Genomic DNA, 22938 nt, shown 5'->3' with positions numbered 1-22938 from the left:
AAAAAATGAAAGACAAAATTACAGCACACTGGAATCAGATCAGTCCAAATTACCGGAAAATGTATCGTGACCACCTTGATGAAGAGATTCTCCTGATGCAAAAACTCTTTTTAGAGAAGCTGCCAGCTGGTAAAAAACTCAATGTCCTTGATATCGGAACAGGGCCTGGTATCCAGGCATTTGTTTTTGCCGAAATGGAACACAATGTCACTGCTCTTGATATCTCAGAAGAGATGCTTGCACGTGCAAAAGAAGGGGCAAAGAACCGTAATCTGTCAATTAAGTTTGTTGAAGGTGATGGAGAAAACCTGCCTTTTGAAAACAATACGTTTGATGTTATCGTAAACATGCACCTTCTCTGGACACTCACAGACCATGATAAATTCTTTAGTGAATGCTGCCGCGTTCTGGTACCCGGGGGCAGGATTCTTGCAATTGACGGCCAATGGTTCCAGCCAGGATACGTTCCAAACAGGAATTACAACCAGGAAGAAAGGAATCATGATGAATTAATTGAGTATCTTCCGCTTTATGACAGCAACTCGCCTGAAATGATTACAGACATCATGGAAAATAATGGGTTTTCTGAGGTCTCCTGGAAATCTCTTCCCGAGTATGCAGAGTATATGAAAAGATGCGATCCGGAAGGTTATGACTATTTATCTGTTCCATATCTGGCCACCGGAATAAAATGTTGAGGAATAAAAAATGGAATACAAAATTGCAGATGACAGATATTGTTCGTTTTTGCTGAAATGTGATCCAAAAGAATACGCAGCATCATACTCGGCATCATACTCGGCATCATACTCGGCATCATACTCGGCATCATACTCGGCATCATACTCGGCATCATACTCGGCATCATATTCGGCATCATATTCGGCATCATACCTGGAATTTCTGGATCTCATTTCTGCAAGGAAGAGGGGAAGTTTTCCAGAGGCACTGCAATGCTAAATGAGTATTTCATCCGCCGGGCTCTGTATCTCATCCCGGTCCTCATATTTACCTCATTCATGAGTTTTTCACTCATCTACATCGCGCCAGGAGACCCAGCAGAGATTATGATGACGAGTCCCTCGGGTGGATATGATGAAGCAGCTGTCGAGGCTTTCCGCATAGCCCACGGTCTTGACCAGCCGTTTTACATCCAGTATCTGAACTGGATCAAAGGTGCGGCTGTCGGAGACTTTGGTTACTCGTATATGAGCGAACAGCCGGTGTTTGAAACTGTTCTGAATGCATTCAAAAATACGCTGAAACTTTCCGTTCTCGCTCTTGCAATTGCTCTTGTTATCGCCATCCCTCTCGGCATAGTCTCAGCTCTGAAACATAACACTATTGTTGACGACGCCTGCCGCTTTGGCGCTCTTCTCGGAGTATCCATACCGAACTTCTGGCAAGCCTATCTGATGATAATTTTCTTCTCGGTAATCATTCACTGGCTCCCAGCATCCGGATTTGGACACGGGACAGACATCAGCTACATGATTCTGCCAGCAGTTGTTCTTGGGACAGGTTCAGCGGCTGTAATGATGCGGATGATCCGTTCAAGCATGCTGGATGTCATGGGAAAGGAGTACATCCAGACCGCACGCGGAAAAGGGCTTTCGGAAAAAATCGTTGTCATCAGGCACGCATTGAAAAACGCACTTGTTCCGGTTATCACGGTGGTCGGTCTGTCAACTGGTTTTCTCTTAAACGGCTCGGTTGTTGTTGAGACAATTTTCGGATGGTCGGGTATTGGAAATCTTGTGGTGGACTCAATTCTTTCCCACGATTATATGATGGTACAGGGTTCAGTGCTCTTTGTTGCTGTCATTTTCCTTCTGGTCAACTTCTTTGTAGATTTGGTCTACGTTTGGGCAAACCCGGAGATACGCTATGATAAAACTTCTTAAAAACCGGCAGATTGCTTTTTCCCTGATGATTCTTTGCGGGCTTATCTTCATAGCTGTGTTTGCCGGTGTTTTAGCTCCTTATGACTACACGGAAAAGGATTTGCAAAACCGTCTGCTTCCTCCGTCTTCTGACCACCTGTTCGGTACCGATAACCTTGGCCGCGATATCCTGACAATGGTGATGTACGGTGCGCGAGCATCCCTTTTCGTCGGGTTTGCGGTTGTCAGCGTTTCGCTTGCAATAGGAATAACACTTGGCGTTCTGGCAGGATATTACGGCGGGTGGCTGGATGAGGTTATCATGCGGTTAACGGATAGTTTCCTTGCTTTTCCGTCGATGTTTCTGGCACTTGCAATTACCGCGTTTCTGGGACAGGGGATGGAAAACATGATGCTTGCTTTAATTGCTGTCGAGTGGACGGTATTTGCAAGAGTTGCACGCGGTTCAACACTTGATGTCAAGACAAAAGGCTACGTTCGGGCATCCAGGTGGGTTGGTGCTTCAAACACTTATGTGATGATAAAGCATGTTCTTCCAAACATTATCTCTCCGGTTTTGATTATGGCATCGCTTGGAATTGGAAATGTGATTCTTGCAGCGGCCGGCTTAAGTTTCCTTGGGCTTGGGGTGCAGCCGTCAACACCGGAATGGGGTGCAATGCTGAATGCAGGCCGTACGTATGTCACAACTGCTCCCTGGCTGATGCTTTTCCCGGGGCTTTTTATAATGATAACTGTTCTTGCATTCAACTACTTCGGCGACGGGTTGCGGGATGCACTTGACCAGAAGATGAAAAATATTGAACTTGAAGGGAGGTTCTGATATGCCTGATTTATTACTGAAAGTATCCGGTGTTTCTGTAACAATCCCAACCGGGCAGGGAACAGTTCACGCGGTTGATGATGCAACATTTTCTATTAACAAACACGAGATCTTTTCACTGATTGGGGAGTCAGGTAGCGGCAAGTCAATTCTTGGCCAGGCAATAATGCGGTTGCTTCCTCCAAATGCGGTGTTTTCCGGGAAAGTAGAACTTGACGGTACGGAAATTTCAGCTCTTTCCGAGAAGGAAATGCAAAAAGTCCGCGGCAAAACGGTTGCATCAATTGCCCAGAATCCATATCTTGCGATGAATCCCGGAATAAGAGTTGGCACTCAGATTGCAGAGCCGATGCAGGCACATCTTGGAATGAGTAAAGAGGATTCAAAGGCCAGGACATTCCGGGCTCTGAAGTATTTTGATATCGTCCCTCCTGAGGTGCGGGAAAGGGAATACCCGTTCCAGTACAGTGGCGGAATGTTGCAAAGGGCGATGGTTGCAATGGGAACGGCTGCAGATCCTGAACTTATTATCGCTGATGAACCGACAAAAGGTATTGATGTGCTTAAGAAGCGCAATATTGCAGCAATATTTCATAAGGTTGCTTCGGACGGCTGTGCGTTTCTTTTAATTACGCATGATGTAGGTTTTGCCCGGGCGATGTCAGACAGAATCGCGGTAAACTATTGCGGGCAGATTATAGAGATTGCGGGAAAGGATGTGTTTTTCAAAGAACCTTTGCATCCGTATTCACAGGCGCTTTTAGATGCGGTGCCTGAGCGTGGTATGCACCCAATTCCAGGCTTGTCACCTTCGATGATCGAGGTGCCTGAAGGATGCAGGTTTCATCCTCGATGCCCGTATAAAATGGACAGGTGCCTGAAGAATCCGCCGGTTGTGGATATGAACGGAAGATGTGTGAGGTGCTGGATGTATGCTTAAGGCAGAGAACCTGCGTTACGTTTACACATCAGGACTGATCAAAACTATTAAAAAAACAGCCGTCTATGGCGTTGGTCTTGAGGTTTGTCCGGGTGAAACGGTAGCTATTGTCGGGGAGTCGGGGTGTGGAAAGTCAACGCTTGCAAAGATGCTTGTCCAGCAACTTGCGCCTGTTTCAGGGGAAGTGTTTTTCGATGGGGCAAAACTGACAGGGATGAACTGGAATAATCTCAGGAAGTTTATGGGAAAAATCCAGTTGATCCCCCAGAACCCAGATGATGTGGTTGATCCGAGGTGGACGGTTGAACGGTCGGTTGCCGAGCCATTAGTGATTTGCGGAGTTTTTTCCAAAGAAGAGATTTCGGCAAATGTAGATGCCCTTTTTGCAGAGGTAGGGCTTTCTGCGGAGCACAAGACCCGATACCCTCATGAGCTGTCAGGAGGGGAACTGCAGAGGATAGTAATTGCCAGGGCGCTTGCTCTGGAGCCTGAGTTGCTGGTCTGTGACGAAGCGACCTCGATGCTTGATGTGTCGGTGCAGGCGTTTATTGTAACGATGCTCAAAGAGATTCAGAAAAGACGCGGTCTCAGCCTGGTGTTTATTACGCACGACCTTGAGGCAGCAAAGGCTATTTCGGACCGGGTACTGGTGATGTATGCAGGTGAGATTGTTGAAGAGGGAAATGATGTGTTTGACCGGCCTCTGCATCCTTATACGCGTGCTCTTCTGGATGCAGCACGGTATATGTCGCTTGAGGTTGTGGTGTCGGAGGAGGTTGGAGAGCTGTCTGATGGTTTTTCAGGCTGTTCTTACTACAGATTATGCCGGGAGAAAACGGATGCTTGTAAAAAGCCACAGAAACTACGGGATGTTTCGGGGAGATTGGTGAGGTGCTGGAAATCAAAGTATGCCGTCCAAAAACTATCCTGATGAAAGTGATACATCCTACAACTAACCTGATGAACATGATGCCATCCAACGACTAATCTGATGAACATGATGCCATCCAACGACTAATCTGATGAACATGATTCAGTCCAAACAACTAACCTGATAAAATGCTACGGAAACTCTGCGTAATTGTGGTAGCTGGAGATACCTGACAATCCTGCCTGAGAAAAGTTCACATTCTATTGCTTCCGTTGCCCGGGCCTGGAATTCTCAGGAAAGACGGAAAACTCCGAAATACCAGTAAAAAACCGAGGAATTAATAATGGATTCTTCGCAAGAGCGTCTTAAACTAAATGAATTTGAAAAAAATTTAATATAGAGAATTTTAAAGATATTGTTAGTAAATTCTACAGCTTTTCTGTCTTATAAATACCATAATTCAGCCCGAGCTGTTAGATCCAGGCTTACAGGCGTCTAAAAATTCTTTGTAAAATTAAAAATGTAAGTCTTCTATAAAATTAAAGACATCTTACTTTAGTAGTTTTAATGCATCCCTGCAAGCTGCTACGGCAGGTGCCCCTGAGGTTATGAATATAACATCCATAACTTCCATTATTTCTTCTTTGGTTGCCCCATTATTGAGTGCACTCTGCATCTGCACAACCGTACACCTTTCACACTGCTTGGATGCAACAACAGCAAGCGCGATAAGGATTTTCACCTTTGCAGGTAGAGCGCCGTCTGACAGTAATTTTTTGTCGCACCTATTATATTTTCTAAGCGACTCGCTGTCCAGTTCTCCAAGGATCTCAAGAATGTGTGGGGTAAAACCTAGTTTCTCGCTCATACTTTCCAGTAACTCTTCGTGTTCAAGCTCTCTGTGCCCTTCATGATGTCTTTCATGACTTTCTTCCCCATGTTTTCCCATGTTTGTTAACTCCTACTATAATTCAACTGGTTATTAGTATGATAGTATCTGTATATATGTTATTTATCTATTCCTGAGAATTCGTAGTCCCCAACTTAAGCATTTACTTTATAGCCACGGAAGACAAGGAAAGCACGGAAGAATTGTGTCCATATTTCCTTTACCCTTTCCTTTCCTCTTTCCTTTATCCTTTCCTCTTTCCTTTACCCTTCCCTTTCCTCTTTCCTTTATCCTTCCCTCTTTCCTTATCCTTTTCTTTATTCTGTGTTTTCCACGGTTTCCGTGGTTGATTTTTCACTCCAAATTGGTGAATAGATTCTGTTCCTTGACTACGGAAAACTTATCTTTCAGCTACGTCTTCAAAATCAAACTCTTCTCCCTCATTCCAGAGGAGTTCAAATTCCGTACTCATATTTTTTGCAAGCCCTGTATCCCGGATTTTTACAACCGAAAGGACGCGGTCATTATCCTGTGGATGGAGTTGAAACAGCACCACAACACTGTCGTCAAAGATGCCAAAGCAGGAGTTAAAGTTCCTCTGGACAAGCCTCACTTCTATGCCTTTTTTAAATTTTCCAAAATTCTCTTCTCCCTGCATTGAAAACACTGAAGAAAGAGCTGCAAAGCGAGGAGGTGCCAGCAGCCTTATTTTAACCCCACGGTCAATAGCTTTTAAGATTTCAGGCAGCAAGCTAGGAATGATGGGCATTCCAAAGAAAGGAGGAATTACAAGTACTGACTTTTTTATCTCTCCATAAGTAGAAACGGCAAACTTTCTGATGTCGGACTCGGTTACGGCAGTCGTCCAGAAGACCTCATCTTTTCGTTTCTGAACCGGTATAGCTTTCAGGGCCTGTTTTGCTTCTTCAACAAAACCCTTTAAGGCCCTTATTTCTTTTTCAAACTCGGATTTTCGCTTTTCAAAAAATGAGTTTAAGGCAATTTCAGGATCAACCGCCCTGAACTTTTTAGGTCTTGAAGCCTGGACTTCTACAAAACCTTTTCCTGCCAGCGATTCCAGAACGGTATATATCTTCCCATAGGGCACGTCTGCATCCCTGTAAACGAGATTTGCTTCGGAGATCCCGAGTTTCAAGAGAGACAGATATGCAGCTGCTTCATAAGCACTCAGCCCTATGTCCTGAAGAAGCCTTTTATTTTGCATACAGGATTCAATTCCTGAAATCTTAAAAGTTTTTTGAAAAATAATTTCCAAATATTAGAAAATGGATCTTTTTACCCGCAGATGCCTGCCTCTTACAGGCTGCCCAGAAAGATTTGCTGGAAACCTTTGAAGCGGTAGAAACTGAAATAACAGGTCCCGAAAAACATGAGGAGTTCCATAGGTGGCTATACAGCATGGAAGATATTTAATAACCGATCAACCGTGAATCAATTTAGGAAGGCAGCGGGTACATACCCATAGGCTTTTCATCCCGAGTCCCGTCTCGGGAGGACGGTGCCCTTTTCGCTTCGCTCAAGAGGGCTGAATTATAAAATTCCTGATCAACCGTGAATCAATTTAGGAAGGCAGCGGGTACATACCCATAGGCTTTTCATCCCGAGTCCCGTCTCGGGAGGACGAAGCCCTTTTCGCTACGCTATGGTTCAAGAGGGTTGAATTCTAAAATAACTGGATTAACCGTGAATCAGTTTTGGGAGGCAGTGGGTACAGACCCAGAGGCTCTGCATGTTGTGCCTGAGTGGGAGGAGATAGCTGGTATCTTCGCCTGCTCCACAGGTGAAGCAATGGATAGAGATATCTTTTTTCCGGGGCTGAGCTTCGGCTTTTTCCCGGTTAAATTCGACGGTATATCTTTCTTCAACTGAGATTGCGCCTTCGGGACATATGCCGAGGCAAAAGCCCATACCGTCACAGAGTTCCTCGGATACGACCTTTGCTTTTCCGTTAATGATTTTAATAGCACCTTCGGCACAGGGTGCAACACATTTTCCGCAGCCTGTGCATTTATTTTCGTCAATTTTTACTATCATTCGTTTTACCATTAAATTGACCCCCATTGAAACATCCAATTAAAAATATATTTTAATTGTGAAACGCAGTGAAATTCCAGAATAAAATGTCTTTGAGTGAGAGTTACATTCAAAGTTCCGGCAAATACCCTTCCCTGTACAGCATTTTCTTATAGTCATTTATTAATTTGCACAGCTTGCGGGTATAATTTATGAAGTCCGTGCCTGTATTCCCTCTGAACAACAGCTTTTCGGCTTGTTCCAGAAGATCGGGATAAACGAGTACCAGTTCTTCTCTAGTGTGAAGGAACAGGGCTGAAAAATCTCTATGGATGCTCATGCTTCTCTGGAGCAGTTCCATATCCAGTGTTTTTTCAGAGATATAGTCTTTGAACTTCGTGTAAGCATAAAAGTTTGCAATATTATGGTTTAAAGAGTTTAAAATCGAGTAGAGAATATTGCCTGTGTTTGGAAGTGGAATGTCCCGAAGCTCAAGGTCTGCACCTTCGTAATTTTCATCTTCTTCGATATTCCGGTCCCGAGTTATATCATGGCTCATTTTATTACCCTATCTCATTCGTAAGTTCTATTTTTGTTATGAAGTTTTAAATGTAAGAAACATAATTTAAATGCAAGAAACGTAAATGATACCGGCACCTGATGACGTTCAATCCTGATTTTCAGGCGCAGGAACAATCCCTAGCTGTTGCATCAGGCCAAGAAGGTTAGCTTCACCCCACAGCTCAATGATCTTACCGTCCTTAATGCGGAAAATCTCTATACCAGTCATGGTTATTGGCTTGCCTGTAGCCGGTAAATTCATGAAGTTACCTTTGTGTACTCCGCGAGCTGTAAAACGTGCAGCCACAATATTACCCTCGGCAATCATGTCATCAACTGTAACATTGAGGTGTTCGAAGGCTGCCCTGCATGCAGTAATTACTTCGTTTATTCCCTTGACTCCCGGGGAAGCAGGGAGAGGAACATGTAGAGTGAAATCAGGTGACAGCAACTCGTCAGCATCACTCGGGTTTCCTTTAGAAGGGCCTTCTTCGAAGAATCGGCGAACTATTGCTTTGTTCTCTTCCGTAGACATATTTCCCCCATTTGCGTGTTTATCTGTCGGCTTTTGATGTATTTCTTGCCTATAAATCTTTTTACCAAAAGCTGCCTTAGGTGATGGATTGTCTTGAATCGTTATTTGTCTTGAATCGTTATTTGTCTTGAATCGTTATTTGTCTTCAGTGATGAGTACCTTCCACAACCTGTATTCCTGCATCCTGAATCGTCTTTTTTATACTGTCCAGGTTAGGACATTTAGGATAAGTGTCCTCCATAAGCATACAGGAACTGAGATGTACGGCATCAAGGCCATGCTTTTTGAGGGTGTTCACCAGACGGTACACTCTCCTTCCCGAACAGCCTCCGCATGTGAAAAATGCTATCATCTGAGTATTTTCGTCGTAGGCCTCAAAGTGTGACTTTCTTTCGTTGAAAGCCTTAAAGCAGCCTACACCCGGGCAGGTTTCCGAGACGATGTCACAGCGCACGACTGCAATTTTTGTAGGTTTTGCGTTTTTTTCCATTTATGCCTCGTATTGAACCGCTTCAAAAACCGTTAGTTTCAAAAGCCGTCCTTACACTTGCTTTACGCTTTACAACATGCGCGTAGCTTCGGTTTGTCTCGGAGCTTTTACGACCAGCACCCTGAAAATCTCATCTCCCGGGTTCATAAGGCGGTGGGGAATTTTTGCAGGGCTCTCAATTAGCATATCCCGGCTAACTTCCTGTTGTTCGTCCCCAATTTCAACAATGCCTTTTCCTTCAAGAATGTAGAAAAAGACGTCTGTGGGAGTCATGTGCTTTTTTAAAGCTTCCCCAGGCTTAAGCTCTATATGTACTGCCTGCGCGTGTTCAGTATTGTAGAGCATCCGGACACTCACATTGTGAGGGTTCGGTTTTTCAGGTGAGGATTTCATCTCGGTAACTTTCATTAATTCTCCCCTTTTGACCATAGTTTTTTATTTTTCAGCATTATGCTTTAACCTAGCATTATGCTTTAACTTAGCATTATGTCTTAATCTGGCATTATGTCTTAACCTAGCATTATGCCTTAACATTGTGCCTTAGTGTTGATACCGACCAGGCTTATGAGAATATTCTGGATTTTTTTAATTACACTTATATTATGTATGTTATTCTGATGTCCGTCTATGTTATATTCTGACCCGTCCCATATATGCCTGGTCGGTATAAGTTTTCCGCTATTTTGGAAAGTGTTATGAATTTCAATCCCTGAAACTCTGGATTGTCCTGTGGGTTAAGAGTTGGTTAGAGTTTACAGAGACAAAACTTTGAATTGGGGCAGATCAGAAAGCACTCAAACTGAATAACGCAATTTAAGAGCTGTAAATGCTACATTCAAACTTATCTGATTTTACAGACCTACCTGGGCTTTGAAATCCTCAAGGCCCATGCCTTCAATGAACTTTCCAAGCCTCTTTTTTGTGCCAGAGTCTTTATAGAAATTAACAATTCTCTCGACTGCATCAAGGACTTCCTCTTCTGACAGTTCTTTTGCAACAACCTCAGCAAGTCTTGGACTTGCAGCCGCGGCGCCTCCTACCATCAGGGTATATCCTTTTGCAGTGCCCATTATCCCTATGTCTTTAATGGCAGGCTCAGAGCAGGAGTTTGGACAACCGGAAACTGCCATCTTGAACTTGGAAGGCATCGACATTCCGTGGTATTTTTCATCCAGTTTAAGACCCAGGCCTACTGCATCCTGTTTTCCTTGTTTGCAGAAAGTAGTCCCAGGACAGAACTTTACACTTCTTACGCAAAGCCCTACAGCTGCGCCGGGTTTCATGTCCAGATCAGCCCATGCATTATCAAGGTCTTCCTCCTTCAGACCCACGATTGCAATCCTCTGGGCAGAAGTCATCTTAAGGGCAGCGGCTCCATATTTTTCCGCAACGTCGGCTATCTTCCTGAGGGTGTTAGGGTCCGCAATTCCTCCTGGAATATGGGGGGCGATTGCATAGGTTTCACGGTCTCTCTGAACGATTGCACCTTTTTCCGGTAAGTTGTCTTTCATGGTTATCAGACTCTCCACAATTTCAAAATATACTACATAGTTAGATTCCCAGAAGTTCTGACATTATGTTTTGCCAGATACAGGAAAACTTTCATCGGAAATTAATACAAATCTGTTTTATAAAACATATTTTATATTAGTATTCTTTTGATATCAGTATATTAGAGATACTAATTTATATATTAGACAGTTTCTATGTTTATACTATGAAAGACTGCACAGTCTACAAGACCATGAATATCATCGGGAAAAGATGGACAATTCATATCCTTCTGGAGTTGCATAAAGGGGAAAAAAAGGAAAAGCGCTTTAATGAACTCAAAAGGAAACTCGGCTACATAACCCCCAAAATTCTCTCCGAAAGGCTGACAGAGTTGGAAACTGAGGGCTTAATTGAAAAGAAGGTTGATCATTCAACAAATCCTCCAAAATCCGAATATTACCTGACCGAAAGCGGAGTGGATTTCGTGAAAATAATACAGGCAATTAAACGCTGGGGACTGAAGTGGAAATTCCAGAATGAGGAGTGCGAAAAGGCTATTTGCATGTACTGTGAGCGCTAAACTGTGAATAAGGCCACATCACAGAACAACATATGCATATTCCCGATCTGGCGTGGTGATTTTCACTATCATGGTCACCAGTCAAAGTTACAATAAATTATAAGTTGCATAGGTTATTTCGTTGCAAGCACTAAGTAATGAGAATTCAAAAACATAAATATGCGAGAAAGAAAATAAGGCATTGACAAAGGTACTGAAAGGGCACTGTAACTTCCATTTGTCCAGTTTTTCCATGCTTGTAGCGGTTGAAGGTTCTGTAAATATCCTTAAACTATCCTTAAACTATCTTAAACTATCCTTAAAATCTCCTTAAAATCTCCTTAAAATCTCCTTTTATGAGCTTTTCTTTATCCACTCGAATTTTTTCAGATTTTTCTTCTTTTTGTACTATAAAGCCATAGTTTGGTAAGTGTAAATATTTAAGCTCAAAGCTATAATCTGAATATAATCTAAAATATAATCTGCAGATTATTCGGAAGGCCATTGATGACCACTGAAGGACAGATTGACTTTTTCTTTAAGCCTGAAAGCATAGCCCTGATAGGAGCCTCACCAAATCCCGAAAAGCTCTCCTGTACAATCCTGGAAAATCTCCTGAAAATGGGGTTTAAGGGAAAGATATACCCCGTAAATCCGGGTTACCAGGAAATCAGGGGGCTTAAATGTTATCCAGCTCCTGGTGACATAAAGGACAAAATCGACATTGCAATTTTTGCAGTGCCAGCCTCTACTGTCCTTGAAATCCTCAAAGGCCCTGTGGAAAATATAAAAGGAGCAATAATTGTCAGTTCAGGTTTTCGGGAAATTGGACCTGAAGGAAAGGAAATGGAAGTCCGTCTGAAAGATATTTTGGAGAAAAAAAAGATCCGGGCTATGGGGCCGAACTGCCTTGGGATCTACGATACAGCCTCAAAAGTGGATACCTTTTTTATAAGCAGTGATAAAGTCGAAAGGCCCTCAAGTGGCGGGGTTTCGGTGCTTACTCAAAGTGGCTCCTTTGCCGCTATGATTATGGACGAAATGGCAAACGAGGGAGCAGGAGTCGCACGGGTAGTAAGCTACGGAAATAAAGTGGATGTGGACGAAAGTGATTGTCTTGAATTTCTGGCAAGAGACGAAGTAACAAAAGCCGTTGCTCTCTATATTGAGTCTGTGGTAAATGGACGTCGGTTCATTGCTGCTGCATCGGGATGTGTTCAAAAAAAGCCGGTAGTGGCTCTCAAAGTCGGAAAAAGGGATCCAGGCGCAAAGGCAGCCAGTTCTCATACCGGGGCTGTTAGCGGAAGATATGAAGCTTATGAAGCTGCTTTCAGGAAAGCAGGTATAATAGAAGTTGAAAGTTATGAGGAATTAAAAGATGCCTGCAAAGTCCTGAACAGATATCCGCTGGCAAAAGGAAAAAGGGTTCTCATAATAACTGACGGCGGAGGGATCGGAATTTCCATCGCTGATGCCTGTGAGGAAGCTGGACTCAGGGTTCCCGATCTGTCCATAGAAGCTATTAGCAAACTGAGAAAGAAACTCCCGGTTTTTGCTTCCGTTAGAAATCCTGTTGACCTGACAGGTAATGTAAAGGACGAACACTACATTGATGCTCTACAGGAAGCTTTTGGTGAAGAATACGACCTTGCGATAGTGAGCCTGCTGTGGGGCCCACCTCTTCTTTCCAAAGGGGTCGCGGAAAAAATCAAAGTCTTTGCCAGTCATTGTGAAAAGCCAGTCCTCATCTGTTCTCCGGGCGGAAGGTTCAGCAGGGAAATGTCTTCGGCTTTTACGTCTATCGGAATACCGGTTTTTTTACTCCTGACAGGCGGTTAGGGCAGCAGTGGTATTGTGCGGGGGAAAGAAATAAACTGAACCTTGATATGAGGTTCAGAAATTCTGAATAGCTTTAAATTTAAAAAATAAAGAATGAGATTGGAGAATCACATAAAGCTTACACAAAGTCCGACAGGTTACACAAAGCCCGGCCCCGAAGAAAAGATCGACCAGCGCCTGTACGCCATAGCTTGCTTAACTCGTTTTACGGCAAGCTGGAATGCAGCTTCCCTTGGGAGGATTCCTTTCGTTTTTGCAGTTTCCAGTACCTGAGCTGTGTTTTTCTCACCTTTTCTTCAATTGACCCGAAAGCTGTGCACTGGGTGGCTCCCTGATACTCTGCAGCCGCACAGATCACACCGCCCGCGTTTGCGATAAAATCCGGGACGTAGAGAATACCTGCTTCGTAGAGGGTTTTTTCGGCTTTTCCTGTGATCGGAATGTTTGCTCCCTCAATAATCAATTTAGTGTTCAAGAGATGGACATTATTTTCATTGATCACGTCGGGACGGGCTGCTGGAATCCAGATGTCGTAGGGAATGGCAATAACGGCATTACTGTCAAACTTTTTTCCTCCAGGGTAGTCAAGCACACTTTTTCCTTCTTTCTTAAGCCTGATAAGGGTATCCACGTCAAGACCATCGGGATCATGAACCGTACCCCTTGAGTCCGCAGCTCCTACAAGAATCGCTCCTCTCTGGGTCAGGAAACGAGCAGCATGCCTCCCAACTGCCCCAAAGCCCTGAATAACCACGCGAGCATCTTTCAGCTCGAAATCACAGTACTGTAACACTATTTCGGTAGCCTGCGCAATTCCCCAACCTGTGGCCCCTACTTCATCCAGAGGAATTCCTCCAACCTCGCATGGAAGGCCTACCACCCTTCCGATCTCATCTTTTATGCAGGCCATACAGATTTCGTCTGTCCCCATGTCAGGGGCAAAGATATATTCCTCCTCATACCTGAGGGCACTGGCAAGTGCTCGAAGCATCTGGCTTTTCTTTTCCTGAGGCATTCGCGGATCCCCGTAGATGACTACTTTACCGCCCCCATGAGGAAGATCTGCAGCCGCATTCTTGAGAGTCATGGATCTTGCCAGCCTGAAACATTCCTCAGTACTCACATCCGTGGCCATCCTGACCCCTCCAATAGCAGGCCCTCGCGCTATATTGTCCACAACAAGAATCGCTTTCAAGTCCGCAGACGGTTCGTAAACATGGATGATCTTAAATGGGCCAAACTCATCCGCAAATCTGAACATATCATCCATTAAATTTCTCCCTCTTTTATCAATAACATTAATTTCATTTAGCTTATATTCCGATCCTCTCAAAAAGCACAACTATTTTTTATTCTCGTAGATCATTACTAATTTTAATCCTTATTCAATATCAATTTCTTAATATTTTCTATTTATTTTTATATATGACGAAATTTCTATTTAATTCTCAAAATTTAAACTTAATTTTTTTGAACATTGTGGGATTCAAGCCAAAATCATTGATCTTGTTGAGAATGTGCCCGCTGCTGAGTAAAAAAGTTTATTCAGTTATTGCAAAATTCATCTTATTTTTGATAGAGGGCCGAAATGTGGGATATAATAATTATTTCAATATATTTATTAGTCTAGCAGACATCAATCTATAGAGGTGAACAAATGCCAGCAAGAAAAGTAAAGAATGATAATAAAGAAAGACAATTAATAGAAAAACTAGAATCACTAGAAGAAATGAAAGAAGATACGGCAGAACAAATAAACATAGAAGAGGAACCCGATGAAAGTAAAAGGCCTAAATAAACAGTATGTTACAAACAAAAAACTTTATTCTAATTTTTTATAACATTTAATACATCTACATCGAGAGCGTCGTAAAAGTCTAGAGATTCTAATTAATTACATGCAGTCATCGAACTTCAATTTCATAAATTGGCATCATATCAAATTATGAAATTTATTTGCTATGATATGATCGGCTGAATTTTAGTTAATTTTGGACTTTTGCGACGCTTTCACATCAGGCTGTTTCAAAATCATTTTAAATTGTGCAGTTGGATAATACCCATTTCAGTTTTTACTTCATTTCAACAAGAATATATTTTGGCTCTTTACTATTCCGTATGGATAAAATGATTTTCAATTAAGCAACACGATAAAAATAAAATCACCATTAATACGTTCAACAAAGGTCTGGAAAAAGCTGGAAAAATCTTGCTCGTATCAAATGTATATCTTACACCTGAAGATGTTTTTCTCATGTACAAAATAAGAGATACAGTAGAAAAGCATTATGGCACTTATATAAACTTGTTGGAAGAGGATACGCTTTATCTACAGGATAACGAGTTGCTCTTTTCGGTCATCTTTTCATTTCATTTTTGTCTCTTTATGGATACGCAAAAATTCAAAACTGTATACGAAAGGCTTATTTATCAAGTAAATATTCCCTCGGAGACCTTATAGAGCAATTCCGCAAAGTCTATATGCTGGACTTAGATTGCCAGATTATTTTAACGGAAGTGCCTCAGAAGAGTGATGAAATCGAAAAGAAATTAAACTTGAACTTATTACCTAAATGAACAGAGTTAAAATTTATAATAGATATATTTAAATAAAAATCGTATTTTTTAAGGTGCATATGATTACCTGGCTGTATGGAATTTCTGTCACTAAAAAGTCGGAAGTTTTTAATGGTTTGAAGCCATAAGCTCCAAAAAGAGAATTTCACCTACGGCCTTGCCCAAGAGTGACTTTTATGGGTAATATCAAAATTCACGCCCGATCAATTGGGTACTTGATAAGTCTTAAGAAATTGCTGTGTGATACCACTGGAAATCTACTGGTAAAAAAATGGAAGTCAATAGAAAAAGGAGATATTGTTTCTATAGAAGAACACATGCTTCCTGAAGTTCTTAGAATCCAGGCCGAAGGATTTAAAAACGGAAGCTCGGAAAAGCTTATAAGATATTCAAAGAATTCAAAAAATATATTTTATGTCATAAAGAACGTGGATGAAATCGTGGGCTACTGTGCCTACTACATAAAACCTGCACTTTCCCTCAAAGGCTTTGAGAAAAAATCAGTAATATCCTCAATTGCAATTGACAGAAATTTTAGAGGCAGAGGTTTTGCTGAAAGGTTATTGAAGAGCAGTACTGAGGAGATGAAGGCAAACGGAATATCATCCGTTCTCTTATATGTCAATATAAACAATCTTCCTGCGATACACTTATACCAAAAAATAGGCTTTCGGAAAATAAAACAGGTAAAAAATATCTGCGGCCAGAGTGAAAAATGTTATGAGATGGAACTGAGGCTTGTTTGAAGCGTTTCCTTGTATTATTTATTTGGCTCTTCGTTGTTTTGTGTGGATATCCTCATAATGTCTTCATCAAAACCAATGCGATCTCGAATTGAAAATCATCTTATCCACAGGGAATGACAAAGAGCCGTTTATTTTCTTTTTAATGTATTTCACTATATTACTTATTTTTTTATGTATTTTCCATTTTATAGTTCAAAAATAATTTTTTCAGTGTGACAACTTCAGGTTAATATTATGTTTAAAGATATATTTAAATAAACCTCGGATTCTCATTTCAATGTGCCTGTAATTAATATCCTTATATTTCTTGGCGGGCTCGTACTGCTCGTAAAAGGGTCAGACCTCTTCGTATTAACATCATCTCAGATCGCAAGAAGGTTTGGAGTATCCGAATTTGTAATAGGCTTGACTCTTGTATCTGTGGGCACGTCAGTACCTGAGCTTGCATCCTCTCTTACGGCATCTTTCCAGCAAGCAAGCGGTATAGTCATAGGCAATATACTCGGGTCAAACATTGCCAATATAGGCCTGATTGCAAGTACGGCTGCTCTCCTGACAAATATCAAGACAGAAGAAGTTATGCTAAGAAGGGACGGCTATATAATGTTATTTGCCTCTTTTCTCCTCTTTCTTTTTATGCTTGACTTCAAAATTTCGAGGTTAGAAGCCTTAATTTTCATTTTATTTTATCTCGCCTATCTTTTATTCCTGCTCGAAAAAGTGAAAAGACACGAAGAAGAAATCTATTTTAAAGATTTTATGATTTATTTTTTCAAATTTGAATATTTTTTCGATCTGAAATCAAAAATTAAACCCCAGGCCCGGGAATACGGAATAGAAAATCGAAACTCTAGAGGCATGAAAAAAGGCACCTGGAAATCCGAAAAAATAACCCAAAAGAAAAACGAAAGCGAATCCAAAATTGGAATGAGAACTAAAACCGAATTGACAACCGAGTTGACAACCGAATTGACAACCGAATTGACAACCAAATCTAAAACAGAGCCTGAACATAAAGATATTGATGTCGACATTACAGAAGAAAAACCTCAAGAAGCCAGCCTTTTAATAGAATTTTTCAAGCTTATAGCAAGTGGAGTTGCAATCATAATTGGAGCAAAGTATTTTGTCGAACAGGCAGTTTTCTTTGCTATGCTGCTGGAAGTTCCGGAGACGCTTATAGGAATAAGCCTTGTTGCGGTTGGGACTTCAGTTCCCGAACTCATGGTAACCATCTCAGCAGCCCGGAGCGATTATGCTGGCATTGCTCTTGGAAATGTCATAGGGTCAAACATTGCAAATATACTTTTGATACTGGGCTGCTCAGGGCTTGTCCACCCTATCTCGATAACCGGCCTCAGTATTTACTACATAGCGCCTTTTATGCTGATAATGAGCTTTCTGCTCATCTTATTTATACGAACGGGCTGGAGAGTCAAACAGTTCGAAGGACTTATCCTGCTCCTTCTCTATCTGAGTTTCATGGTCCTGATCCTCCGGTTGGGGTAAAAACAATTTTTTAAGTAAACCCAGAAAAATATAGGAATCAAAAATAGGCTCTTTGTTTTCTTGTGTGGATATCCTCATAATATTTTCATAAAATCCAGTGCGGTTTTGAATTGAAAATAGTATTGTCCATAGAGAATAGCGAATAATTCAAAAATATAGCAGGTTTAAGAATATGTTAGTAAGATTCTGTCTTTTAGGAATGATTCAAATATAATATCAAAGGTTTTTGTTGCCAAAAATGATTATTTAGGGAAATGGAACTATAGATCGATTCCCAAACTGAAAATTTGAAGTTATATTTTTATCATTCCTTAAGAAAAGTTTCTTTTTAGCAAAAATTGTTATTGACTCAATAAAAAATATTTCTAATGGTGTTAAGTAAATTCATATGTTTTAAAGCCTGATTTCCTCCAACCGATTTAAAGGTACTAGTTTTCCTCTTGCTTCGTTTTCAAAACTTTTAAGCACCAGTTCCTTTTCTTCCTCAGTTAGCAGGCTATCTATATCCACCATATGCTCCTTAATTTCCCCAAGTTGTTTTTTGATAAAATTGAGTTCTTCAAATAGCTTTTTTTCGATTTTTTCCCCGTTCATAAAACCACAGCCTGTATTTATCCAGATTTGAATTCATTTATATTTTGTTTGACTCATTTATGGTTTACTTTAGAATTCATTGATGTATTACTTAACTCGCTATGTATTACTTGACTTAAGGCTTGACTTAGAATTCATTGACTTACTTGTATTATTGACTTACTTGTATTACTCGACTTACTTATGTTTTACTTTAAAACTCCTTTGACTTCCTGGATATCTTTATATCTAATTTCTGCTCATAATATTTCATAATTTATATATAAATAAACTACGAAAAATACTTAATTTTTACCTGTTAACGAATACACTGTCAGTCTTAAACATATACAAATATAGATTCTCGGACCAAGCACGTAAATGCCCCACAAGATAAATTATATGTATAAGTTATAAAGTATTAAAAGGGTAGGAGTAAAAAGATGATAACTGAGATAATTACTGAAAATATCGGGTTTTTCATCTACGCATTCACATCTGTCTTTGTTGTTATCAGTCCAATCAGCGGAGTAGTAACTTTCATCTCCCTGACCAGCAAGATGACTCGTGACGAAAAAAATCAAATTGCAAAAAAATCAGTCACACTTGCTTGTCTAATTGCCTTTTTTTTTGCAGTAACCGGCAACATAATACTTGAATTGTTCAGCATTAGTGTAGATTCATTGAGGGTTGCAGGTGGGATACTGCTTTTCAGCATTGCTTTTGATATGATGCATGCCAAAATCTCAAGAGAAAGCATTACTGAAGAAGAGATTTCGCAGTCTCAGGAACGTGAAGATATCTGGGTATTTCCTATAGGTCTGCCTCTTCTTACAGGTCCAGGTGCAATCAGTACGGTAATCGTCCTGATGGGAAGCACAGAAAATATTGAGCAAAAAATAATAATCCTCGTATCAATCATATTGACTTTCATTTTCTGCCTGTACATCTTTCTCTTCTCAAGAAGAATCCACAAATTCATAGGATACAATGGAATGCTTGTCTTTACAAGGCTCATGGGACTTCTTCTTGCAGCTCTTGCAGTAAACCTTACTTCAGCAGGTTTAATAAACATATTTAGTTTAACAAAATAAGACAGTAATTCAGGAAAGGGACAAAGTTCCAGAATCGTTTTTTACATTCTATTTTTACATCATTTTTCTGAGTTCTATTATTAAAACAGTCAGTACTGGTTGCATTGGGATTTACTTTTTTCAATAAAAAGAAAGCAAAATGAAAAAATATAACACAAAACCGGCCTGATCATACAAGGTTAATTGACCTGAGCTGGTTTTGTTTTAAATCTTCGGTTTTGAGAGTTATTGAGATGTATTTCTGGATGCAGGTCTCTTCAAAAATGACTTGTCGGCTGAATTGCACTTTGAGATGATGTACTGGCAGAAATAGCCGAAGATGTACACCCGCATTTTTTACAGTAATAAAATACATTTGAACCGATTACCTGCTTTCTAAGAGGTGTGCCGCATCGGACACACTTTGCAGAAGATTCAAACATTTCGGTCTCACTCCATGATTATTAATGGCTCAAGTCTTGCAGTTTCCTTTCTTGTCCAGTACCCACATACAGGACAATACTGAAATTTCTCGAAGAGATCATCTTCGAGTTTAGAATGGCACTCAGGACAATATTTTAAAAAAGGCATTAATATTTCTCCCCTTTTAATTATTAATTAGATATAAATCAATCTATTATTCCGATACTTATTTCAATTATTTCATTCTGGTTTTTTAGATCACTTCTTATATTCCAGGTTCCTTTGCAGATCTCTTTTTAGCTTTTAAGATCTTTTTTAGCTTTTAAGATCTTTTTTAGCTTTTAAGATTCCTTTTTAGCTTTTAATTTTTTTAGCTTTTATTATCATCTTCCTAACTCTTCCAGCTTTTCTAAATATGTTCCGGCTCTTTGTTGTTTTGTGTGGATATCTTCATAATTTTCTCATAAAAACCAATGCGGTCTTAATTGAAAATCATTTTATCCATAGAGAATGGCGAATAGCCTATGTTCCCCCTTTTTTAACTATTTACTGTCTTTTCGATTTTTTTCAGCTATTCATTATCTTTTAATTTCTTTTTCAGTTTTTCATTATCTTAATAGCTATTTTTTGGCTTTTCAGCTCCTTTCCAGTTCTTTTTCAGTCTCCAGAACCTTGAGGGTGATTTTCATAACCGAATCGGGATTAAGTGAAATGGAATCTATCTTTTCTTTTACCAGGAACTCTGCAATTTCAGGAAAATCGCTTGGAGCCTGTCCGCAAATCCCGCTATGTCTTCCATTCCGTTTTGCTCCCTGGACAGCCATTGCCATAATCTTAATAACACCGGGGTCCCGCTCATCGAATTCAGCGGCAAGAAGTTCGGAGTCTCTGTCAACGCCAAGGGTCAACTGGGTTAGGTCATTTGAACCTATTGAGAAACCGTCGAAGAATTTACTGAATTCATCGATAAGCAGAACATTGTTCGGAATCTCGCACATAACATAGACCTGAAGACCGTTTTCTCCCCTTTTGAGCCCGTTTTTTTCCATTTCGTCAATAACTTTCCGCGCTTCTTCAACCGTTCTGCAGAAGGGAATCATAAGAATAAGGTTTGTAAGCCCCATTTCGTCCCTGACCTTTTTCATAGCCCTGCACTCAAGAGCATATCCTTCCCTGTAGCGCTCATCAAAATAGCGGGAAGCTCCCCTGAACCCTATCATGGGGTTGCTTTCCTCCATTTCAAAATAGCTGCCTCCAAGCAGGCTTGCGTACTCATTGGTCTTGAAGTCACTCATACGAACTACAACCGGCTTAGGATAGAAAGCCGCAGCAATGGTACTAACTCCCTGGGCGAGCTGTTCGACAAAATAATCTTCTCTCCTGTAGCCTCGGGTAAGCTGCTCGATTTCCCGGAAGATTTTAAGGTCTTTAACCTTTTCAGGGTGCACAAGAGCCATCGGGTGCACCTTGATATAGCTCGTAATGATAAACTCCAGCCTTGCAAGCCCTATTCCGTCGTTTGGGATCATGGAAAGGCCAAAAGCCTCTTCCGGGTTTCCAAGGTTCATCATAATCTCGGTTTTCGGGCGTTTCATATCTTTCAGGATCAGGGTATCTTTATGAAAAGGAAGAATCCCTTCGTACACAAGTCCATTCTCTCCTTCGGCACAGCTAACCGTAATTTCCCTGCCTGTTTCAAGCACTTCGGTTGCATTGCCTGCTCCTACAACTGCAGGAATCCCCAGCTCACGGCTGACAATCGCTGCATGGCAGGTCCTGCCTCCTTTGTTCGTGACAATCGCAGCCGCGGTTTTCATTACAGGTTCCCAGTCCGGAGTCGTGGTATCCGCAATCAGGATTTCTCCAGGTTTAAAAGAAGGAAGGTCTGAGATATCAGGGATTACATGGGCTTTTCCGGATGCAATTTTGTCGCCTACGCTCCTGCCTCTTGCAAGGATTTCGGACCTTTTTTCAAGTACATAGGTTTCCAGGATATCTTTACGCCGCTGGGACTGAACCGTTTCAGGTCTTGCCTGCACTATGAAAAGTTCACCTGTTATGCCGTCCTTGGCCCATTCAATGTCCATGGGTCGCGATTCCCCGTACTTCTCGGAGTAATGGTCTTCTATAGCAATAGCATACCCGGAAAGTTTGAGTACTTCTTCGTCACTGAGACAGAAGCGCAGCCTGTCAGCTTCAGGAACCTCTATATTCCTGGTGAGCACTTTTGAATCGCCGCGCCCGTAGATCATCTTGATCTCCTTGCTTCCTACTTTTTTCTTGATAATCGGCTTAAAACCCTGCCTGAAAGTCGGCTTGAAGACGTAAAATTCATCGGGGTTGACCTGTCCCTGAACAATGTTTTCTCCAAGTCCATATGCCCCTGTAATAAAAACTACGTCTCTGAAGCCGGTCTCCGTATCCAGAGTAAAAATAACCCCGCTGGAAGCAAGGTCCGACCTGACCATTTTCATGATTCCTATGGAAAGAGCGACCTTGAAATGATCAAATTTATTGGTCACGCGGTAGGAAATAGCCCTGTCAGTAAAAAGGGATGCAAAGCAGCGTATGCACGCATCTCTAAGCCCTGGATACCCCCGAATATTCAGGTAAGTTTCCTGCTGACCCGCAAAAGAAGCTGTAGGCAAATCTTCAGCCGTTGCCGAACTTCGCACGGCTACATCAGTATTTTCTCCATACTGCTCACATAGGCGGTCATACGCGGTCTTGATCTCCTCCCAGAGTTCATCCGGAATTCCTGCCCCAAGGATCAGGTCCCTTGCAGCTTTTCCCCTTTTTGAAAGTTCTGATATATCCGAGGTATCGAGTCCTTCAATTGTGCTTTTAAGTTTCTCTAGAATCCCTCCAGCTTTGAGGACATACCAGTAAGCCTCAGCAGTAACTGAGAAACCATTTGGGATTTTTACCCCCTTTGAAGTAAGCTCCCTGTACATCTCCCCAAGGGAAGCGTTCTTCCCGCCGACAATTGGGACATCATCAATCGTAGTCTCTTCAAACCAGCGGATGTACTTACTTTTGTTATCAAACATCTCCCCGAAAATCCCCTTTTAAAATTATTTGCTGTAATCTAAAATATG

At 41.3% G+C, this 22938-nt stretch carries 25 protein-coding genes; 12 read left to right on the top strand and 13 right to left on the bottom strand.

The genetic code is table 11. The features are described 5' to 3' along the window. Positions 1-5: 5 nt before the first annotated feature. Complete coding sequence (locus tag MSVAZ_RS12640) at positions 6-698, top strand: class I SAM-dependent methyltransferase (RefSeq protein WP_048121477.1); 693 nt, start codon at positions 6-8, stop codon at positions 696-698. Here MSVAZ_RS12640 and MSVAZ_RS12635 read toward each other — a convergent pair. Continuing rightward, positions 660-914 (bottom strand): hypothetical protein, encoded by a 255-nt coding sequence (locus MSVAZ_RS12635; protein ID WP_048121475.1) that lies wholly within the window; start codon positions 912-914, stop codon positions 660-662. The genes MSVAZ_RS12640 and MSVAZ_RS12635 overlap by 39 nt on opposite strands. 39 nt (positions 915-953) lie before the next feature. On the opposite strand from MSVAZ_RS12635, the gene MSVAZ_RS12630 reads away from it, so the two are divergent. From MSVAZ_RS12630 to MSVAZ_RS12615, 4 genes are read left to right on the top strand one after another with little or no spacing between them, the layout of a single operon-like run. Beyond that, entirely contained in the window at positions 954-1904 is a 951-nt protein-coding gene (locus MSVAZ_RS12630; RefSeq protein WP_048121473.1) for an ABC transporter permease, read from the top strand. Continuing rightward, a complete protein-coding gene (nikC, locus tag MSVAZ_RS12625) occupies positions 1888-2727 on the top strand; it encodes a nickel transporter permease (protein ID WP_048121471.1) in 840 nt (279 codons plus the stop codon). Before MSVAZ_RS12630 ends, nikC begins: the two co-directional genes overlap by 17 nt. A gap of 1 nt (position 2728) precedes the next feature. Further along, positions 2729-3667 (top strand): ABC transporter ATP-binding protein, encoded by a 939-nt coding sequence (locus MSVAZ_RS12620; protein WP_048121469.1) that lies wholly within the window; start codon positions 2729-2731, stop codon positions 3665-3667. Beyond that, a complete protein-coding gene (locus tag MSVAZ_RS12615; RefSeq protein ID WP_048121467.1) occupies positions 3660-4598 on the top strand; it encodes an ABC transporter ATP-binding protein in 939 nt (312 codons plus the stop codon). Before MSVAZ_RS12620 ends, MSVAZ_RS12615 begins: the two co-directional genes overlap by 8 nt. A gap of 490 nt (positions 4599-5088) precedes the next feature. On the opposite strand, the gene MSVAZ_RS12610 is transcribed toward MSVAZ_RS12615, so the two are convergent. The 8 genes from MSVAZ_RS12610 to MSVAZ_RS12575 form a co-directional block, all read right to left on the bottom strand. Then, the gene (locus tag MSVAZ_RS12610; protein WP_048121465.1) at positions 5089-5487 is read right to left on the bottom strand and encodes a carboxymuconolactone decarboxylase family protein; all 399 of its coding nucleotides are present in this window, start codon (positions 5485-5487) and stop codon (positions 5089-5091) included. Positions 5488-5827: 340 nt separating this feature from the next. Beyond that, positions 5828-6652, bottom strand: a complete 825-nt coding sequence (locus MSVAZ_RS12605; RefSeq protein WP_048121463.1) for a TrmB family transcriptional regulator — start codon at positions 6650-6652, stop codon at positions 5828-5830. 473 nt (positions 6653-7125) lie between these two features. After that, on the bottom strand, positions 7126-7494 hold the full coding sequence (locus MSVAZ_RS12600; RefSeq protein ID WP_048121461.1) for an ATP-binding protein: 369 nt from the start codon (positions 7492-7494) through the stop codon (positions 7126-7128). A 97-nt stretch (positions 7495-7591) separates the two neighbouring features. Next, positions 7592-8020 carry a hypothetical protein gene (locus tag MSVAZ_RS12595; protein WP_048121459.1) on the bottom strand — a complete coding sequence of 143 codons (429 nt, stop codon included), beginning with the start codon at positions 8018-8020 and terminating at the stop codon, positions 7592-7594. A 108-nt stretch (positions 8021-8128) separates the two neighbouring features. After that, entirely contained in the window at positions 8129-8557 is a 429-nt protein-coding gene (locus tag MSVAZ_RS12590; protein ID WP_048121457.1) for an ester cyclase, read from the bottom strand. A gap of 145 nt (positions 8558-8702) precedes the next feature. Beyond that, positions 8703-9047, bottom strand: coding sequence for a CGGC domain-containing protein (locus MSVAZ_RS12585; protein ID WP_048121455.1), 345 nt, complete (start codon positions 9045-9047; stop codon positions 8703-8705). A 69-nt stretch (positions 9048-9116) separates the two neighbouring features. Then, a complete protein-coding gene (locus MSVAZ_RS12580; RefSeq protein ID WP_048121453.1) occupies positions 9117-9455 on the bottom strand; it encodes a cupin domain-containing protein in 339 nt (112 codons plus the stop codon). A gap of 443 nt (positions 9456-9898) precedes the next feature. Then, positions 9899-10558, bottom strand: coding sequence for a nitrite/sulfite reductase domain-containing protein (locus tag MSVAZ_RS12575; RefSeq protein WP_048121450.1), 660 nt, complete (start codon positions 10556-10558; stop codon positions 9899-9901). A 206-nt stretch (positions 10559-10764) separates the two neighbouring features. Between MSVAZ_RS12575 and MSVAZ_RS12570 the strand changes: the two genes are divergently transcribed. The 3 genes from MSVAZ_RS12570 (at position 10765) to MSVAZ_RS21330 (ending at position 13212) form a co-directional block, all read left to right on the top strand. Next, positions 10765-11121: a winged helix-turn-helix transcriptional regulator gene (locus MSVAZ_RS12570; RefSeq protein ID WP_048121448.1), complete on the top strand. Its 357-nt coding sequence runs from the start codon at positions 10765-10767 to the stop codon at positions 11119-11121. Between the two features lie 486 nt (positions 11122-11607). Further along, positions 11608-12939: an acetate--CoA ligase family protein gene (locus tag MSVAZ_RS12565; protein ID WP_048121445.1), complete on the top strand. Its 1332-nt coding sequence runs from the start codon at positions 11608-11610 to the stop codon at positions 12937-12939. Positions 12940-13032: 93 nt separating this feature from the next. Continuing rightward, positions 13033-13212: a hypothetical protein gene (locus MSVAZ_RS21330; RefSeq protein ID WP_231592229.1), complete on the top strand. Its 180-nt coding sequence runs from the start codon at positions 13033-13035 to the stop codon at positions 13210-13212. Here MSVAZ_RS21330 and MSVAZ_RS12560 read toward each other — a convergent pair. Further along, positions 13145-14209, bottom strand: coding sequence for a Glu/Leu/Phe/Val family dehydrogenase (locus MSVAZ_RS12560; protein WP_232316087.1), 1065 nt, complete (start codon positions 14207-14209; stop codon positions 13145-13147). The genes MSVAZ_RS21330 and MSVAZ_RS12560 overlap by 68 nt on opposite strands. 387 nt (positions 14210-14596) lie before the next feature. Between MSVAZ_RS12560 and MSVAZ_RS20460 the strand changes: the two genes are divergently transcribed. The 3 genes from MSVAZ_RS20460 (at position 14597) to MSVAZ_RS12545 (ending at position 17771) form a co-directional block, all read left to right on the top strand. Continuing rightward, positions 14597-14737 (top strand): hypothetical protein, encoded by a 141-nt coding sequence (locus tag MSVAZ_RS20460; protein WP_156151088.1) that lies wholly within the window; start codon positions 14597-14599, stop codon positions 14735-14737. 955 nt (positions 14738-15692) lie between these two features. After that, positions 15693-16262 (top strand): GNAT family N-acetyltransferase, encoded by a 570-nt coding sequence (locus MSVAZ_RS12550; RefSeq protein WP_156151087.1) that lies wholly within the window; start codon positions 15693-15695, stop codon positions 16260-16262. A gap of 279 nt (positions 16263-16541) precedes the next feature. Continuing rightward, positions 16542-17771 (top strand): calcium/sodium antiporter, encoded by a 1230-nt coding sequence (locus MSVAZ_RS12545; protein ID WP_048121440.1) that lies wholly within the window; start codon positions 16542-16544, stop codon positions 17769-17771. 393 nt (positions 17772-18164) lie between these two features. Here the strand turns inward: MSVAZ_RS12545 and MSVAZ_RS12540 are convergent, their stop codons facing one another. Next, positions 18165-18365, bottom strand: coding sequence for a hypothetical protein (locus tag MSVAZ_RS12540; RefSeq protein ID WP_048121438.1), 201 nt, complete (start codon positions 18363-18365; stop codon positions 18165-18167). 422 nt (positions 18366-18787) lie between these two features. Between MSVAZ_RS12540 and MSVAZ_RS12535 the strand changes: the two genes are divergently transcribed. Then, the gene (locus MSVAZ_RS12535; RefSeq protein WP_229396843.1) at positions 18788-19438 is read left to right on the top strand and encodes a MarC family protein; all 651 of its coding nucleotides are present in this window, start codon (positions 18788-18790) and stop codon (positions 19436-19438) included. Between the two features lie 257 nt (positions 19439-19695). On the opposite strand, the gene MSVAZ_RS19645 is transcribed toward MSVAZ_RS12535, so the two are convergent. Together MSVAZ_RS19645 and ppsA are read right to left on the bottom strand one after the other, a co-directional pair. Then, complete coding sequence (locus MSVAZ_RS19645; protein WP_082091133.1) at positions 19696-19860, bottom strand: zinc finger domain-containing protein; 165 nt, start codon at positions 19858-19860, stop codon at positions 19696-19698. A 615-nt stretch (positions 19861-20475) separates the two neighbouring features. Further along, positions 20476-22890 carry a phosphoenolpyruvate synthase gene (ppsA, locus tag MSVAZ_RS12530; protein WP_048121436.1) on the bottom strand — a complete coding sequence of 805 codons (2415 nt, stop codon included), beginning with the start codon at positions 22888-22890 and terminating at the stop codon, positions 20476-20478. Between the last annotated feature and the right edge of the window lie 48 nt (positions 22891-22938).

Source organism: Methanosarcina vacuolata Z-761, from assembly GCF_000969905.1.
Taxonomy (GTDB): Archaea; Halobacteriota; Methanosarcinia; order Methanosarcinales; family Methanosarcinaceae; genus Methanosarcina; species Methanosarcina vacuolata.
This window is presented reverse-complemented; position numbering and strand designations above follow the sequence as displayed.

Excerpts from the sequence above, each read along its gene's own strand:
- MSVAZ_RS21330 (WP_231592229.1), top strand. The coding sequence starts at position 13,033 with ATGAGATTGGAGAATCACATAAAGCTTACACAAAGTCCGACAGGTTAC.
- MSVAZ_RS12595 (WP_048121459.1), bottom strand. The coding sequence starts at position 8,020 with ATGAGCCATGATATAACTCGGGACCGGAATATCGAAGAAGATGAAAAT.
- MSVAZ_RS12615 (WP_048121467.1), top strand. The coding sequence starts at position 3,660 with ATGCTTAAGGCAGAGAACCTGCGTTACGTTTACACATCAGGACTGATC.
- MSVAZ_RS12635 (WP_048121475.1), bottom strand. The coding sequence starts at position 914 with ATGAGATCCAGAAATTCCAGGTATGATGCCGAATATGATGCCGAATAT.
- MSVAZ_RS12565 (WP_048121445.1), top strand. The coding sequence starts at position 11,608 with ATGACCACTGAAGGACAGATTGACTTTTTCTTTAAGCCTGAAAGCATA.
- MSVAZ_RS12585 (WP_048121455.1), bottom strand. The coding sequence starts at position 9,047 with ATGGAAAAAAACGCAAAACCTACAAAAATTGCAGTCGTGCGCTGTGAC.
- MSVAZ_RS20460 (WP_156151088.1), top strand. The coding sequence starts at position 14,597 with ATGCCAGCAAGAAAAGTAAAGAATGATAATAAAGAAAGACAATTAATA.
- nikC (WP_048121471.1), top strand. The coding sequence starts at position 1,888 with ATGATAAAACTTCTTAAAAACCGGCAGATTGCTTTTTCCCTGATGATT.
- MSVAZ_RS19645 (WP_082091133.1), bottom strand. The coding sequence starts at position 19,860 with ATGTTTGAATCTTCTGCAAAGTGTGTCCGATGCGGCACACCTCTTAGA.
- MSVAZ_RS12600 (WP_048121461.1), bottom strand. The coding sequence starts at position 7,494 with ATGGTAAAACGAATGATAGTAAAAATTGACGAAAATAAATGCACAGGC.
- MSVAZ_RS12580 (WP_048121453.1), bottom strand. The coding sequence starts at position 9,455 with ATGAAAGTTACCGAGATGAAATCCTCACCTGAAAAACCGAACCCTCAC.
- MSVAZ_RS12605 (WP_048121463.1), bottom strand. The coding sequence starts at position 6,652 with ATGCAAAATAAAAGGCTTCTTCAGGACATAGGGCTGAGTGCTTATGAA.
- ppsA (WP_048121436.1), bottom strand. The coding sequence starts at position 22,890 with ATGTTTGATAACAAAAGTAAGTACATCCGCTGGTTTGAAGAGACTACG.
- MSVAZ_RS12575 (WP_048121450.1), bottom strand. The coding sequence starts at position 10,558 with ATGAAAGACAACTTACCGGAAAAAGGTGCAATCGTTCAGAGAGACCGT.
- MSVAZ_RS12620 (WP_048121469.1), top strand. The coding sequence starts at position 2,729 with ATGCCTGATTTATTACTGAAAGTATCCGGTGTTTCTGTAACAATCCCA.
- MSVAZ_RS12550 (WP_156151087.1), top strand. The coding sequence starts at position 15,693 with ATGGGTAATATCAAAATTCACGCCCGATCAATTGGGTACTTGATAAGT.
- MSVAZ_RS12590 (WP_048121457.1), bottom strand. The coding sequence starts at position 8,557 with ATGTCTACGGAAGAGAACAAAGCAATAGTTCGCCGATTCTTCGAAGAA.
- MSVAZ_RS12640 (WP_048121477.1), top strand. The coding sequence starts at position 6 with ATGAAAGACAAAATTACAGCACACTGGAATCAGATCAGTCCAAATTAC.
- MSVAZ_RS12560 (WP_232316087.1), bottom strand. The coding sequence starts at position 14,209 with ATGGATGATATGTTCAGATTTGCGGATGAGTTTGGCCCATTTAAGATC.
- MSVAZ_RS12610 (WP_048121465.1), bottom strand. The coding sequence starts at position 5,487 with ATGGGAAAACATGGGGAAGAAAGTCATGAAAGACATCATGAAGGGCAC.
- MSVAZ_RS12540 (WP_048121438.1), bottom strand. The coding sequence starts at position 18,365 with ATGAACGGGGAAAAAATCGAAAAAAAGCTATTTGAAGAACTCAATTTT.
- MSVAZ_RS12630 (WP_048121473.1), top strand. The coding sequence starts at position 954 with ATGCTAAATGAGTATTTCATCCGCCGGGCTCTGTATCTCATCCCGGTC.
- MSVAZ_RS12535 (WP_229396843.1), top strand. The coding sequence starts at position 18,788 with ATGATAACTGAGATAATTACTGAAAATATCGGGTTTTTCATCTACGCA.
- MSVAZ_RS12570 (WP_048121448.1), top strand. The coding sequence starts at position 10,765 with ATGAAAGACTGCACAGTCTACAAGACCATGAATATCATCGGGAAAAGA.